Origin of the sequence: Sphingomonas sp. LC-1 (assembly GCF_025371035.1) — a bacterium.
Classification (GTDB): domain Bacteria; phylum Pseudomonadota; class Alphaproteobacteria; order Sphingomonadales; family Sphingomonadaceae; genus Sphingomonas; species Sphingomonas sanguinis_E.
In genome coordinates this window covers 92,532-106,954 of sequence record NZ_JANZXB010000001.1, presented here as the reverse complement: position 1 = coordinate 106,954, position 14,423 = coordinate 92,532, and the positions used below count along the sequence as shown (strand labels likewise).

10 protein-coding genes are annotated in these 14,423 nt (G+C 66.6%); 3 read left to right on the top strand and 7 right to left on the bottom strand.

Annotated features, from left to right (window positions below; translation table 11 throughout):
* Position 1 precedes the first annotated feature (1 nt).
* Together NZL82_RS00455 and NZL82_RS00450 are read right to left on the bottom strand one after the other, a co-directional pair.
* Complete coding sequence (locus NZL82_RS00455) at positions 2-1,384, bottom strand: peptidylprolyl isomerase (protein WP_261267815.1); 1,383 nt, start codon at positions 1,382-1,384, stop codon at positions 2-4.
* A 58-nt stretch (positions 1,385-1,442) separates the two neighbouring features.
* Positions 1,443-3,683 (bottom strand): LPS-assembly protein LptD, encoded by a 2,241-nt coding sequence (locus NZL82_RS00450; protein ID WP_261267814.1) that lies wholly within the window; start codon positions 3,681-3,683, stop codon positions 1,443-1,445.
* 181 nt (positions 3,684-3,864) lie between these two features.
* Here NZL82_RS00450 and NZL82_RS00445 point away from each other — a divergent pair, with 181 nt between their 5' ends.
* Positions 3,865-5,331, top strand: coding sequence for a leucyl aminopeptidase (locus tag NZL82_RS00445; RefSeq protein ID WP_261267813.1), 1,467 nt, complete (start codon positions 3,865-3,867; stop codon positions 5,329-5,331).
* Between the two features lie 17 nt (positions 5,332-5,348).
* The gene (locus NZL82_RS00440) at positions 5,349-5,789 is read left to right on the top strand and encodes a DNA polymerase III subunit chi (RefSeq protein ID WP_261267812.1); all 441 of its coding nucleotides are present in this window, start codon (positions 5,349-5,351) and stop codon (positions 5,787-5,789) included.
* A gap of 76 nt (positions 5,790-5,865) precedes the next feature.
* Here NZL82_RS00440 and NZL82_RS00435 read toward each other — a convergent pair whose 3' ends face one another.
* The gene (locus NZL82_RS00435; protein ID WP_261267811.1) at positions 5,866-7,593 is read right to left on the bottom strand and encodes a type I secretion system permease/ATPase; all 1,728 of its coding nucleotides are present in this window, start codon (positions 7,591-7,593) and stop codon (positions 5,866-5,868) included.
* A gap of 141 nt (positions 7,594-7,734) precedes the next feature.
* Between NZL82_RS00435 and NZL82_RS00430 the strand changes: the two genes are divergently transcribed.
* Positions 7,735-8,694, top strand: a complete 960-nt coding sequence (locus tag NZL82_RS00430) for an endonuclease/exonuclease/phosphatase family protein (protein WP_261267810.1) — start codon at positions 7,735-7,737, stop codon at positions 8,692-8,694.
* Positions 8,695-8,700: 6 nt separating this feature from the next.
* Here the strand turns inward: NZL82_RS00430 and NZL82_RS00425 are convergent, their stop codons facing one another.
* The 4 genes from NZL82_RS00425 to NZL82_RS00410 are packed head-to-tail and all read right to left on the bottom strand — an operon-like array spanning position 8,701 to position 14,236.
* The gene (locus NZL82_RS00425) at positions 8,701-9,426 is read right to left on the bottom strand and encodes a glycosyltransferase family 25 protein (RefSeq protein WP_261267809.1); all 726 of its coding nucleotides are present in this window, start codon (positions 9,424-9,426) and stop codon (positions 8,701-8,703) included.
* A gap of 33 nt (positions 9,427-9,459) precedes the next feature.
* Complete coding sequence (locus NZL82_RS00420) at positions 9,460-11,118, bottom strand: TolC family protein (protein WP_261267808.1); 1,659 nt, start codon at positions 11,116-11,118, stop codon at positions 9,460-9,462.
* 17 nt (positions 11,119-11,135) lie between these two features.
* Positions 11,136-12,491: an HlyD family type I secretion periplasmic adaptor subunit gene (locus NZL82_RS00415; RefSeq protein WP_261267807.1), complete on the bottom strand. Its 1,356-nt coding sequence runs from the start codon at positions 12,489-12,491 to the stop codon at positions 11,136-11,138.
* Positions 12,488-14,236: a type I secretion system permease/ATPase gene (locus NZL82_RS00410; protein ID WP_261267806.1), complete on the bottom strand. Its 1,749-nt coding sequence runs from the start codon at positions 14,234-14,236 to the stop codon at positions 12,488-12,490. Before NZL82_RS00410 ends, NZL82_RS00415 begins: the two co-directional genes overlap by 4 nt.
* Positions 14,237-14,423: the final 187 nt, after the last annotated feature.

Sequence of the window (14,423 nt, the reverse complement as noted above, 5' to 3'; positions counted from 1 at the left end):
ATCAACGATATTCGATCACCGCGTCGCGGCGGAGGTCGCGCATCTTCTGGTTGGCGCGCAGGTTGACCCGCTGCTGCTCGACCTGATTCTGGATCTGGTCGCTGGTCGGCAGATTGCCCGAGCGCGGTTCCTCGCGGTCGCACAGCACCAGCGAGCGGACGCCCTGCTCTGGCGAACCGAAGGGCGGGGTCGCCTGCCCGATCTGCAGCTTCAGCAGGATTTCCTGGAGCGGGGCGGGGAGCTGGCGGATGGTGACCTGATCATTATCGACCACTTCGGCCTTCAGGGTCGTCGCGACCCGCTGTACGTCGCCGCAGCCGCGGATCGCCTGCGTCGCCTTGGCGAATTCCGCCGCGCGGGCGCTGGCCTGTGCCTGGGTCGTACCGGCGGGGAACTTCACGGTCAGCTGCTTGAGCGACAGGCGCGAGTCGCGCGGATCGGCGGTCAGGACCTGACGCTTGTCGGTCAGGTACAGGATTGAGAAGCCGCCCGGAATCTGGATCGGCCCGGCGACCTGGCCGACCTGCATCTGCTGCGCCGCCGCCTGGAGCTCTGGCGGAAGCTGCGCGGCGCGGACCCAGCCCAAGTCGCCGTTCACCGCACGGGTCGACGCCTCGGAGAAGCTGCGCGCGAAATATTCGAAGGGCTGCTGCCCCTTCTGGATCTCGGCGATGATCTGGCGCGCATTGGCGAAGACCTGCTGCTGCGTCGCCTCGTTGGCGGACAGGAAGATTTCCTTGAGGTTATATTCCTCGGTCCCCTTGGCGGCTTCGAGGCGGGCGCGGATCGCGTTCACCTCTTCGTCGCCGACATTGACGAACGGTTCGACCCGCTTGCGCAGGTAGCGGCTCCAGGCCAGTTCGCCCTCGATCTGGCGGCGCATCGAACGATCCGACGAACCGACCGAGCGCAGGAAGGTCGTCATCGCGGTCGGCGTCTTGCCGAACTGCTGCGAGAAACGGGCATAGGCCTGGTTGATCTCGTCCGGCGTGACCGTGATGTCGGCGGTCTTCGCCTCCTGGATCTGCAGCGTTTCGTCGATCAACTGACGCAGGATCTGCATCCGAAGGCGGTCGCGATCCTCCGGCGACAGGTTCGTCACGTTGTTCAGCGCCATGGCCAGCGCCATCCGCTGATCGATGTCGGTCTGGGTCAGCACCGTGTCGTTGACGATGGCGGTGGGCTTGCGGACATTGGGGTCCAGCTTGCCAAACAATTGCAGGTTGGAGGGGATGTTCAGCCCGCCGGTATCCGGCACGGCCTGATCCGGCACGGTCTGCGCCAGCGTGCTCGCCGCCGCGGCGGCCATCATCATCGTCACGCCCGCGCGAAGAAAGCGGCCCTTGGTACGAATGTCGTTCTTCACCGTGTCTGTGATCCTCATCGCGCCTGAATGGGGCGCGTAACCGTCGCGATATGGCTCGACCATGCTGAATACCGGCTTAGCGGCCGAGATTGGTGAACGCCAGCGTCAACAGGAAGCTGTTGCCTGCACGCGCGTCGCCGGTGTTCACATAGTCCCGCCGCCAGGTGAAGCCCAGGCGAAGGCAGTCATCCTCATATTGCACGCCCAGCCGGTGGCGAATCGGATCGAAGCCGTTGGACAGCGACAATGCGTCTTCCGCCCGGTCGGTCAGATCGATCACGGTCGACCCGAAGGCGGACCAGAAACGTGCGAACTGGACCCGGCCCGCCAACCGGACCTCTTCGCGATCCTGCAAATCCTCGATCGATGTGAAGATGTTACGGTTCAGCCGCAGATAGCCCGCCTGGAAATAGGTGGAGCGGGAGCCGACCGTGGCGTCGATCTCGTTCCGGCGGACGGCGAAGCTGTCCTTGTCCAGGCGGAAGCGATGGGTCAGCGACACGAAATCGCGGAACCGCAACTCGGTCCGCCCGACGATGTCCGACCAGCGATCCGACAGGCCGGTGCCCGGATAGAGGATGGTCGGGCGGTCGTTCAGGCGAAAACTCTGTCCGACGATCGTGTCGAAGGTGAAGCCCGGCAGGGTCAGCGACCATTGCGCGCCATAGGTGATGCGGGTCGAATCCTCGAATCGGTCGTAACCGGGGAAGCGGTTGAGCGCGAAGAGGTTCGAATCCTCCAGATCGACCGAGCGGGCATCCTCGTTGGGGATTTCGATATTCTTGATCTTCGGGCTGGCGACGATCTGCACGCGCGGGGTGAAGCGCTGGCTGCCGCCCCAGAGTTCGCCGACGAATGGCCATTTCACGTCGACCGCGACCGCACCGATCGCGCGCCCCTGAAATCCTTCCAGCCCCTGATAGACGAGCGGGGTGGAGACGATGTTGTTGGAATTATAGGCATCGCCGCGGCCATAGGCGGTGAAGGTCACCTCCTGGCCCCAGTTGGTCAGACGGCGCAGGTCCCAGCGCAGGCTGGCGAAGGCACGCTGGGTATCCTGGCCCGCCGTGCGGCTGATCGCCAGGGTGTTGAGCTGCATCTCGAACTTGCCGCCGAGCAGGCCGTCGTCGAAGCGGCGGCGATAGTCGATCTCGGGCAGCGCGATCGGCTGCTGTCCCTGCGGATCGTTGACGCGCAGCGTTTCGACATACCATCCGGTCAGCGAGAAATAGCTGTCCTTGTCGATATGCTCCAGGCTGGCGGTGGTGCGTAGCCGGTCGTCGCGCGAAATATCGTAGCGGCGAAGGAAGGTGCGGTCGGTGGTGATCCGCATCGAGCCCGACAGGCTCCATTCGGGCGAGAACTGGTAGCGCCCGACCGCATCCAGATAGCCGCGAAACGCCTGGGTGGTGTCGGTGGGGTTCAGCGTGTTCAGGTCGTCGCTGCGGCGGCTGGCGGTGCCATAGCCGGTGACCCGGAATGCGCCCTTGGTGCTCAGCGCCTCATATTGCGCCTCCAGCATCGGCAGCACGGCGGTGAACACATGCGGCGTGACGGTCAGCCCCTTATTGGGGGCCAGCCGCCAGTAATAGGGCACCGCCACTTCGACGCCGTTGACCCGGTCGAGCCGAATATCGGGGGTCAGGAAACCGCTATCGCCCCCCGATCCGACGGGGGCCGACAGACGCGGTAGCGGAATGGTGGGCAGGCCGAACAGGTTCAACCGCGCGCCGTTGAAATAGACGCGCTCGCGGTCGGGGCGATAGGTGACGCGGACCGCCGTGATCTTCCAGGACGGCTCCTTGGGGCAGCCTTCGGAGGTTTCGACCGCGCAAGGCGTATAGGCGGCGCGTTCCAGATTGACGGTGCCGTCCGCCTGCCGCGTGCCGCGATCGGCGGCCAGGCGCCCGCCTTGTTCCAGCACGACCAGCATGTTGTCGACCACGCCGTCCTTCAGCGAATCGGTCAGCTCGATCTGATCGCCATAGGCGATGTCGCCCTCTGGGTTGGTGATGGCGATGTTCCCGGTCGCCAGGACCTTGCCCGTCTTGCGGTTCCAGGTGACTTTCTCGGCGCGCAGACGCTCGCCCTCGCGGAACATCCGCACCTCGCCGGTCGCGGTGACGATGTCGGCGTCGATGTCATATTCGAGCTGGTTCGCGCTGAACCGCACCTGGTTGGGGTCTTCGGGCGCGGGGCCTTCCGATGGCGGGGGCGAGACGGCGCGGTCCTGCAGGTCCTGCGCGACAGCGGGTGCGGCCGCCAGCAGGGCCAGGGACAGGGTGAAGGGCAGGGCGCTGCCGGTCAGAAGCGTCATTCGCAACACGATGATATCTGGTCCGTCCTTGCCGACACGATGAGAAAGCCGCCCCGGGCAGGGCGACGCCGTGAAGGGTCCGCCTATCGCATCACCGGCGGCTTGCTGCAATCGCGCGCTTGCCACACGGGGCTTTCGGCCTAGATGATAGCATCAGTTACCAGTTCATCAGGGGTTTCCCATGCAGATCGCCTTTACCTCCGCCGCCGATGCGAGTGACGTTCTCGTCCTTCCGATCCCCAAGGACGGCGCGGCCACCGGATCGATCGGTGGCGAGGAGATGGCGGCGATCGCCAAGGCGGCGACCGACGCCGCGCGCTTCAAGGGCGAGGCCGGAACGATCGTCGAGGTCTTCGCTCCCGTCGATGGCGGCGTGCGTCGCGTTCTGTTGCTGGGCGTTGGCGAGGGCAAGGATACCGAATGGCGCAAGGCGGGCGGCGCACTGACCGCCAAGCTGTTGACCAGCGCGTCCGCGGCGGCGGTGGTGCTGACCGGGCTGGGTACGAAGCCTTCGGCCGAGGCGATTGCGGGCTTTGCGGGCGCGGCAGTGCAACGCGGCTGGCGCCACGACGTGTACCGGACCAAGCTGCCCGAGACGTCGAAGCCGACCCTGACCCGGATCGCGATCGTCGATGCCGGCGCGGATGCCGAAGCGGCTTTTGCCGGAGTCCATGCGGTCAATGGCGGGCTGGAGTTGACCCGTACTCTGGTGTCCGAGCCGCCGAACAAGCTCTACCCCGAAAGCTTCGTCGAGCGCGTGCTGGCCGATGTCGAGGGGCTTGGGCTGGAAGTCACCGTGCTGGACGAGGCGCAGATGCGCGACTTGGGCATGGGCGCGTTGCTCGGCGTGAGCCAGGGGTCGGTCCGCGAGGGGCGGCTGCTGGTGCTCAAATGGAATGGCGGCGGCGCGGATGCCGAGACGCTGGCGCTGGTCGGCAAGGGCGTGACCTTCGACACGGGCGGCATCTCGATCAAGCCTGCGGCCGGCATGGAAGACATGAAGTGGGACATGGGCGGCGCGGGTGCCGTGGCGGGCGCGATGAAGGCGATCGCCACCCGCAAGGCCAAGGCGAATGTGGTCGGCGTCATGGGCCTGGTCGAGAATATGCCCGACGGCAATGCGCAGCGTCCCGGTGACGTCGTCACCTCCATGTCGGGCCAGACGATCGAGGTCATCAACACCGACGCGGAAGGCCGCCTGGTCCTGTGCGACGCGTTGACCTGGGTTCAGAAGACGCATTCGCCCTCGACCATCGTCGATCTCGCCACGCTGACGGGTGCGATGATCATCAGCCTGGGCAACGAGCATGGCGGACTGTTCGCCAATGACGATTCGCTGGCCGAGGCGCTGCTGGCCGCGGGGTCGACCACCGGCGACAAGCTGTGGCGTTTCCCGTTGGGCGATGCCTATGACAAGCTGATCGACAGCCAGATCGCCGACATGAAGAATGTCGGTCCGCGCGGCGGCGGCTCGATCACGGCGGCGCAGTTCCTGAAGCGCTATATCAACGAGGGCGTCGCCTGGGCGCATCTCGATATTGCGGGCATGGTCTGGTCGGACAAGCCGGGCGTCAACCACGACAAGGGCGCGACCGGCTATGGCGTGCGCCTGCTCGACCGGTTCGTCGCGGACCGGTTCGAGGCCTGAACGGGAACGGTGCGGTCGTGCAGGTCGACTTTTATCATCTGACGATCGCGCCGCTCGACCGGTTGCTGCCCGTGATCGCCGAACGGGTGATGGCGGGGGGAAACCGCCTGCTGATCGTCAGCGGCGATGCGGAGCAGCGGGCGGCGCTGGACCGGCAATTGTGGATGATCCCGGCGGACGGCTTTCTTCCCCATGCGCAGGCTGGCGAGGGGGACGATGCGGCCCAGCCGGTGCTGATCGCGCCGGATACGAATGCCACCAACGGCGCGCGTCATGTCGCGCTGGCCGATGGCGTCTGGCGCGACGAAGCGCTGACCTTCGACCGGGCCTTCCATTTCTTCGATGGCGATCGCATCGGCGAGGCCCGCTCCGCCTGGCGCGCGCTGGCGGAGCGTGAGGGGGTGGAGCGCCGTTACTGGAAGCAGAACGATCAGGGCCGTTGGGAACAGGCGGCCTGATCACCGGTCGATACCCGTCTTCCAGTCAAGAGAGTGACGGGACAGGCCGGAAAGCATCCGGGCCCGCCCCTTGGCATCACCCGGCGGCGCGCTGATCCTGCAGGAATTGCATGATCTGTCCGCGAGGACCGAAGGCGCCGATCGATCCGCCTTCCATCTGCATGATGTGATCGACGCGGTTGAGCAGTGGCGGCCGGTGCGTGACGACGACCACGATACTGCCCTCGTCGCACATATCGGCGATCAGTTCGCACAGCATCTTCTCGCCATCGCCGTCCATGTTCGACGTCGGATCGTCGAGCAGGATCAGGAACGGTTTGCCGAAGACCGCCCGCGCGACGGCGATACGCTGGCGCATCCCGCCGGGCAGATGCAGCCCGTCACGACCGACCATCGTCTCATACCCCTCGGGCAGGCGCAGGATCAATTCGTGCACATCGGCCCGCCGCGCGGCGGCGATGATTGCGTCGGTCGAGGCATCGGCATCGAAGCGGGCGATATTTTGCGCCACCGTGCCGTCGATGAGTTCGATCTGCTGCGGAACATAGCCGATATATTTGCCGAGTTCCTCCGTATCCCATTGATCCAGCGCCGCGCCGTCCAGGCGGATCACGCCGCGCGCCGCCGGCCAGACTCCGGCCAAGGCGTTGAGCAGCGCGGTCTTGCCCGATCCCGGCGCACCCATGATGCCGAGCGAGTCCCCGGCCTTCAGGACGATGCCGACATTGCTGACGACCGGACGCTGCACGCCCGGCGCCAGCACGAACAACTGGTCGGTCGACATCTCCGCCTCGGGACGGGGCAGAAGGGTGGTCACGTCGCGCATCGGCAACTGGCCGAGCAGGACGTTCAGGCGATCGAGCGCCATCCGCGCCGTCTTCACCGTACCCCAGCCGCTGACCACCTGATCCAGCGGTGCGAGCAACTGATAGAAGAGCAGCGCGGCGATCAGGGCCGTGCTCCAGGCCGCCCGGTCGCTGAACGCCAAACCTGCCCCGATCGACAAGAGCGTGATGAACATCATCAGCCGCAGGCCGCGCGCGGCACCGGCCAGCCCCACCGAGCGCCGATGCATCGCCCGCTCTGTCAGGATCATATCCTGTGCCATGCCCAGCCAGCGCTGGCGCAGACGCCCTTCCATCCCCATGGCCCGGGCAGTCAGGGCGTGGCGACGTCCTTCCTCCGCCGACAACCAGCGCAGCGGGTGCATCTCGGCCAGCCATTCGGCGCGCCGTCCCGCCGATCCGCCCATCGCCCAGCCGATCAGGGCGATCAGGATCATGGCGGCCAGGCCCGCCACGCCCAGCCAGACATGCAGGGCGAACAGCATGATCAGCGCGATCGGGGCGAGGCACAGGTCGATCAGCGCGGCGGGCATGGGGCCGGTCAGGAAGTGGCGCAAGCGATCGGCGTCATGGACCGGACCCAGCCCGTCGCCCTCCAGCACACCGGTCCGCGCGACGAAGGCGACCCCGTCATGGATGCGCGGCGCCAGTTGCTGGTCGACTGCCCCGGCCACGTCGAAAAGCAGACGCGCCCGCAGCGTGTCGAGCAGGCCGAACACACCGTACAACAAGACACCCAGGAGCAGCAAGCCCCACAGCGTCGCGACATTGCGTCCCGGCACGGCCGCATCGGCCAGCACCCCGACGAGCAGCGCACCGAACATCAGCATGACTTGCAACACCACGCCGATGGCCACCGCCGCCATCACCCCCCGCCGCAGGGTCGAGGACAGGACCGCACGGTCGTCCGGCGCGGCCGACAAGGCCGATGTGCTCTCACCCCAGATTACGCGTGCCATTGGTCTTTGGTCCTTTTTTCCGGCCCGGCTGTAACATGCTCCCGCAAGCTCCGACAGCGGCGGCGGGATGGACGGGCGGCTCGGTTTGACACGATCCGGGGCCCTTCTATAGCGCGCTGGCGATTGGCAAGGGGTCAATGATTGAAACGGCTTGGCGCGATGGTCGGCTGGATGCTCCTGGCCCTGGCATGGGGCCTGGCACTTTGCCCTTGGCTGGGACGAGTCTGGCCCGGGGCGGATGCCTTCGCCTCGTTTCTACCGCTGGCGGCCATTCCCTTGATCGCGGGGCTCCTGGTGTCGCCGCATCGCAGGCACTGGCCCTTCGTGGCGGGGGCGATCGGGGCGACGGCGCTGATCGCCTGGCCGATCGCGCGCGAAATCGCGGAACGTCCCTCGGTCAACGCGGTGCCCACTGGGGCGGCGAGGGTCGTCCTCGTCACCCACAATCTTCATGGTGGCCGGACCAGCCCTGACCGGACCGCGAATGTCCTGATCGACAGCGGCGCGGACATATTGCTGCTTCAGGAGGCGGGCGGGGCCGAGCCGCTTTTCGAGAAGCTCTCGAACGTCTTTCCCTATCGCAGCGCGTGCCGGGGCTGCCAGTTGGCGATCCTGTCGCGGCGGCCGATGGGGCCCGTTCGCTGGCGTCTGCCAGGGCGACAGGGCGGCCTGGTCGGTCCTGCGCTGTTCCGCGCCGAAATCCCGTTGCGGGGCCTGGGATCGCTCACGGTCGCGACGGTTCATGCACCATGGCCTTTCCCGCCGGGGCCGCAGGCGCGGTTCCGGTCGTCGCTGATCGATGCCGTTCGGCAGGGACCGACCGATCATCTGGTCCTGACCGGCGATTTCAACCTGACGCCCTGGGGGCAGGGGATGGCGATGCTGGACCGGGGGCTGTGGCCGATGACGCGTGTGACGCGCGCGATGTTCAGCTTTCCGGCACGGGTCGCCGGGCGTGACTGGGTCGTGCCGCTCCTGCCGATCGATCAGATTTTCGTCGGGCGCGGCATCGTTGCGGGGCGCGTCGATGCCCTGCCTTTTACCGGGTCGGACCACCGCGCGATCCGGGCCGAGCTGTTCGTCCAGCCCGACCCGGCATGACCGCGATCAGCGTTTGAGCGTGCGATCGACCATGAAAGCGAGTTTGCGCCGCATCCGGTCAGCGGTCAGCCGCATCCTGGCTCCGCGCGTTTGCTTGCCCGCAAATCGGGCCGCCCCGATGGTCGAGGGGCGATAGGCCTCCATGATGGGGAAGGGGAAAAGGCACAGGTTGGGAATGCCGCTTTCCCAGAACCGGTCCATCTGGTCGTCGACGGGCCGAACCGCATCGGTGTAGAGTTCCAGGAACCGCTCCGCCCCCTTGCGGGTGATGAAATAACCCTGGGTGCCATAGGGCTTGCCATAGAGGCGGACGACATAGAGATCGGACGCGGGCCAGTTGCGCCGCCATGGCAGATGGGGTGACGGCTTTTTGTAGAAGAGCCGCATATAATCGACGCCTTCAGCCGCATAATCGACATCGCAAAGCAGGCGGAGCGCGCCCCAGTCTGCGATGACGTCGTCTTCCAGGATCAGATACTGGTCGGCATCGGGATCGGACAGAAGCTGCCGCCACAGCCCGGCATGGCTGGAATAGCAGCCCAATTCGCCGGCCTGGAGCGGTCGGCCATGTTCACGAATGGCCGCCGCCTCGTCATAGCGTAACCCCTGCGGTTCGCGATGGGCGTCGAAGAAGCGCCAGGTCAGTCCGGCCCCTTCGGCATGTCCCGTGAAGCTGGCGCGTCGTTCGGTCGCACTGTCCAGGCTGACGACGTAGATGGAGGTCCGGGCCACGATGCGCTCCTGTCTTTGAGGTGGGTATCGGTTTTAGCGTCGCGGCGGCTTCGCCGGGGCGGGGGTCGTCGCCTCCGTCACCGGGGGCGCGGGCGGCACCTCCAGCGGCGTGACCGACGTTTCGACCCGCAGCGCGCCCGACGGGTCGCGGATCGGACGCTCGCGCGCGATCACGTTGCCGCTCACCAGATTGTCCGCCCCCGACAGCAGCGGGGTCAGCAACGGCACGTCGCCGCGCCGCTTCACGCGATCGAAATTGGCGTTGGTGTCATAGGCGGGCAGGCCGGAGATCAGCTTGGGCGCCTCCAGATTGCCCATGGCGGACAGGAGCTGCGCCCGCGCAATATATTCATTCGCCTCGGCCGTGGCATAGCTGGTGCGGATGTTCAGCAGGTCGCGCGCCAGGTCGAGCACGTCGAGGGTCGTGCGGTCGCCGGCCTTTTCCTGGATGACGGCTCCGTCATAGGCCGCCTGCGCCGCAGCGGAGGCAGCGCGCAGATGGTCGAGCGAGGCCAGCGCGGCGCGGTGCGCGTCCCAGGCCTGCGCGACCGACTGGCGCGTTTCGCGCAGGGCTGCATCCACCAATCGCCAATCAGCGTCATTCTGCTGACGCGCCCGCTCGATCGACAGGCGGCGCGTGCCCGAATCGATCAGCGGCATCGTCACCACCACCGACGAGCGCAGGTCGGTGGTGCGAAGCTGGTTCTGGTAGATCGAGGTCGGGCCGTAGGTGCCGCTGCTTTCCAGCGAGACATTGGGGTTCTGCTCGGCCTTGGCGGCGGCGACGGCGGCGCGCGACACCTTTTCGCGCGACTGGGCGCCGCGAATGATCGGGCTGGCATTTTCGGCGATGCCATAGGCCGCGTCGAGCGAACCGACGCCCAGGGCCAATTGCGGCGGCACTGCCAGATCGCCGGGCAGGCCGCCCGTCGCCTGGAGGAACAGCGACTGGCTCGAACCCAATTGCCCCTGCGCGTTCAGCAGCTGTGCGCGGCCGAATTCGACGCGCGTCTGTACCTGCTGCAAATCGCTGGAGGTGATGTCGCGCACCGCGAACCGCGCGCGGCCATCGCTATATTGGCGCTCGAGCAGCGCCAGGTTCTGTCGCGCCAGTTCCACGATATTGCGGTCGCGGATCACCCCGACATAGGCCGAGATCACGTTGTACATGGTCGATGCTTCGACCAGTCGAAGCTGCTCACGCTCCAGCGCGATCTGCGCGAGCGCATTCTGCTCGGCCGATGCGCGCCGCCCGAACGACAGAACCGGCTGCGAGAAGACCAGCTGCGCGGTGCTCGAGAAACCCTCGGGCCGGTTGAAGAGACCGGGGTAGATTTCGCTGCGGGTACGGGTGAACTGGTGCGAACCCTGAAGCGTGATCTGCGGGCCATAGCTCGCCCGCGCCAGCGGATAGAGCGTGTCGACCGACTTCAGCGTCGAACGCTCTGCGACCAGTGTCGGATTGCTCCAATAAGCCCGCGCGATCGCGGCCTCCAGCGTGGTCAGCGTCGGCGTCGCATTCGCCGCCAGCGCGCCCTCGGGCGTCTCGCGCGGCAGTTGCGGCTCCAGCGGCTGCGGCATGCCGGCAGCGGTCGGCACCTGCGCCAACGCGACGCCCGATGCCGATCCCATCAAGGCCAGCATCGTCAAACCGGCGCGCAGCCCCAGCGCCTTCCCCCTGTTCACCATCATTGCCCCACTCCGTCGAATTAATTGTCTCGGAAAGCCCGCTCGAACTGATCGCGCAGGGGTTTCGTGATGTAAGAGATCATCGTCCGGTGGCCGGTTTCGATGAACACCTCGGCCGGCACGCCGGGGCGCAGCTGGATTTCGGGATAGCGGCGCAACTCGGCCTCCTCGATCGCGACGCGGACCGGGTAGAAGGCCTGCTTGCCCTCCTGATCCATCGACCGGTCGGCGGCCACCGTCACCACCCGGCCATGGATTTCCGGCGTCGCGGTGGAGTTCAATCCGCTGAAACGGATACGCGCCTGTTGGCCCACCCGCACCTGATCGATGTCGAGCGGCGAGACACCCGCCTCCACCATCAGCTCGTCGCTATCGGGCACGATTTCCATGATGACCTCGGCCCCGCGAACGACGCCGCCGATGGTGTTGAAGGCCAGCTTGTCGACGACGCCGTCATAGGGCGCGCGCAGGACGCTGCGGTCTTGCGCATCGACCGCCGAGACGCTGCGCACCTGTTGCTGGTTCAGCGTATTGTTGATCTCGGCCAGGCGCGTGCCCGCTTCCGAACGGCGGGTCTCGCCCAGCTGGATGATCTGTTCGCGCGCCTCGGTGATACGCGCCTGGGTCGAGGCGATATTGGCCTGGAGCGCCCCGACATTGCCCTGAAGATCGGCGGCCGTGCGTTCGAGCTGGTTGCGGCGGCTGATCGTGACCAGCCCCTTTTCCCACAGATCCTTCACGCCCTGACGCTCGGGATTGATGAGCGCGGTCTGCTGTTCCAGCGCGTTGATCTGCGCGCGATAGGCGCCGATCTGCTGCTCATATTGCCGCACGCGCGATTCGAGCTGGGCGATCAGGCCCGACTGTTCGGTCTTGCGGATGGTGAAAAGCTTGCGCTCGTCCGCCATGGCGCGCTGGGCACCCTCGCCACCATTGACCAGTTCGGCGGGGAAGCTGATGCTCGGCGCGCCCAGACGCTCCGCCTCCAGCCGCGCGCGCTGGGCGAGCAACTGGTCGACGCTGAGGCTGGAATAGCGGGCATCGGCGTCGGTGACGCGGTCGTCGAAGCGCATCAGCACCTGGCCCTTGCGCACGCGCTGGCCATTTTCGACCAGGATTTCGGAAATGACGCCGCCCGCGGGATGCGCGATCCGCTTGATCCGGCTCTTCACCCCGACCTGGCCGGGCGCGATGACCGCGCCGCCGATCGGGATGAGCGCACCCGCCAGGCCGAAGCCCAGCACTAGCACGAGGATCGCGGTCAGCGCGATGCGGAACTGGCGCTTCGCACTCCGCAGCGGATCATAGAGGGGGGCCTCTTCGTCGATCGCGGTCAGGCGCGTGCCGGGGCCGCCGGTGGTGACGATGCCGTTCATGACTTGCTTTCCTCAAGGGTACGCTCGGGCGTGGGCGTGCCGTTGGGCAGCGCCGCGCGCGTCAGATGGTCCATGACCTGATCGCTGGGGCCGAATAGCTCGATACGGCCGTCGCGCAAATACATGATCTTGTTGACCTGTCCCAAAACGCTGGGACGATGGGCGATGACGACGACGATGCCGCCACGGTTGCGGACCGAGCCGATCGCGGCGGCCAGAGCGGCCTCGCCCTCGGCGTCGAGATTGGAATTGGGCTCGTCCAGAACGATCAGGAAGGGATCGCCATAAAGCGCCCGTGCCAGCCCGATACGCTGGCGCTGACCGGCGGAAAGCTCGCGGCCATCCTCGCCGATCTGGGTGTCATAGCCGGCGGGCAGGCTGGTAATCAGCGCGTGGACTCCGGCGTCGCGCGCGGCGGCGATGATCGCTTCCGACGTGGCTTCGGGATCGAAGCGGGCGATATTCTGCGCGATGGTGCCGCCGACCAGTTCCACCGACTGGGGCAGATAGCCGAGCCACCGACCCAGATCGTCCGGCCACCATTGGTCGAGCGCCGCGCCGTCGAGCCGCACCGCGCCCGCCTGAGGCTGCCACAAGCCGATCAGCGCGCGACCGAGCGTGGTCTTGCCCGCGCCGCTGGGCCCGATCAGGCCGAGCGCATCGCCGGGGTTCAGCCGGAACTGGACGCCGTGCAGGGTGACCCGCTGCGTGCCCGGTGGGCCGACGACCAGATTTTCGACGAGCAGGCTTTGATGCGGTGCGGGCAGGCGAGTCATGCCGTGATCGGCGGCCGGGACGCGCGAGAAAAGCTGCTTCAGCCGTGCCCAACCCTGACGCGCGCCGACCAGATTGCGCCAATTGGCGATCGCCTGGTCGACCGGCGCCAGTGCGCGGCCCGACAGGATGGACGAGGCGAAGATGACGCCGCCGCTGGCCTTGCCGTTGATGACGAGCAGTGCGCCGACGCTGAGGATGACCGATTGCAGCAGCAGGCGAAGGACCTTGCTGACCCCGCCCAGCTTGGCGCTTTCGCGTGAGACGCGGTTGGACAGGGTGACATATTGGTTGTTCACCCGCTCCCACCGGTCTCGCATCCGCTCGCGCATGCCCAGCGCGGCGAAGAGTTCGACATGCCGCATGTTCGATTCGGCCATGGCGTTGCGGACCGAAGACATCTGGTGGAGGTCAGCCGACGGCTTCTTCATGACCCGGTTGGTCACCAGCGTCAGCGCCAGCAGGATCAGCGCTCCGATCAGGGTCGTGACGCCCAGCCAGACGTGCAGCATGAACAGCACGCCCAGGAAGAACAGGATCCAGGGCAGGTCGATCATCGTCGCCAGGCCGGTGCCGCTGATGAAGCTGCGCACCTGGTCCAGATCGCGCATCGGGCCCAGGCCGTCGCCCTGCGTCACCCGCCCGTCGAGCGACATCTGCCCCATCGCGCCCTGCACCCGGCGCGACAGCGCCCGGTCCAGCCCGTTGCCCACATCGGACAAAAGGCCGGCGCGCAAATTCTCGAACAACCCCTGAAAGGCATAGGCCAGCGTGACCATGATCAGCAGGCCCACCAGAGTCGGGATCGACCGGCCCGGCAGCACCGAGTCGTAGACCATCATCATGTAGATGGACCCGGCCAGCAACAGCACGTTCAATATGGCGCTGACCGCCACGATCATGCCGAAGACCGATCGAAACCGGCGCATGGCCATGCGCAGATCGTCTTGTCCCCCGTCGGCTGTACGCAAAACCCGGCCCTTCCTTACGCCACATGTCACGCCGCGCCAGATGTCCCCGGCGCCGTCATGTCCATGGGCTATAGGCCCTATTGGTTAACGGGCCCATGCGTGCACTACCCCAACTGGTCGCAATGCCACGATATTCGCAGGTCTAGGCGCGCTTCGCCACGCGGGGAATCGACTCCCGGGTCAATTC

What these genes read in the sequence shown, in the direction of transcription:
- NZL82_RS00455 (WP_261267815.1), bottom strand. Translation starts at nt 1,384, where the DNA reads ATGAGGATCACAGACACGGTGAAGAACGACATTCGTACCAAGGGCCGC.
- NZL82_RS00450 (WP_261267814.1), bottom strand. Translation starts at nt 3,683, where the DNA reads ATGACGCTTCTGACCGGCAGCGCCCTGCCCTTCACCCTGTCCCTGGCC.
- NZL82_RS00445 (WP_261267813.1), top strand. Translation starts at nt 3,865, where the DNA reads ATGCAGATCGCCTTTACCTCCGCCGCCGATGCGAGTGACGTTCTCGTC.
- NZL82_RS00435 (WP_261267811.1), bottom strand. Translation starts at nt 7,593, where the DNA reads ATGGCACGCGTAATCTGGGGTGAGAGCACATCGGCCTTGTCGGCCGCG.
- NZL82_RS00415 (WP_261267807.1), bottom strand. Translation starts at nt 12,491, where the DNA reads ATGAACGGCATCGTCACCACCGGCGGCCCCGGCACGCGCCTGACCGCG.
- NZL82_RS00420 (WP_261267808.1), bottom strand. Translation starts at nt 11,118, where the DNA reads ATGATGGTGAACAGGGGGAAGGCGCTGGGGCTGCGCGCCGGTTTGACG.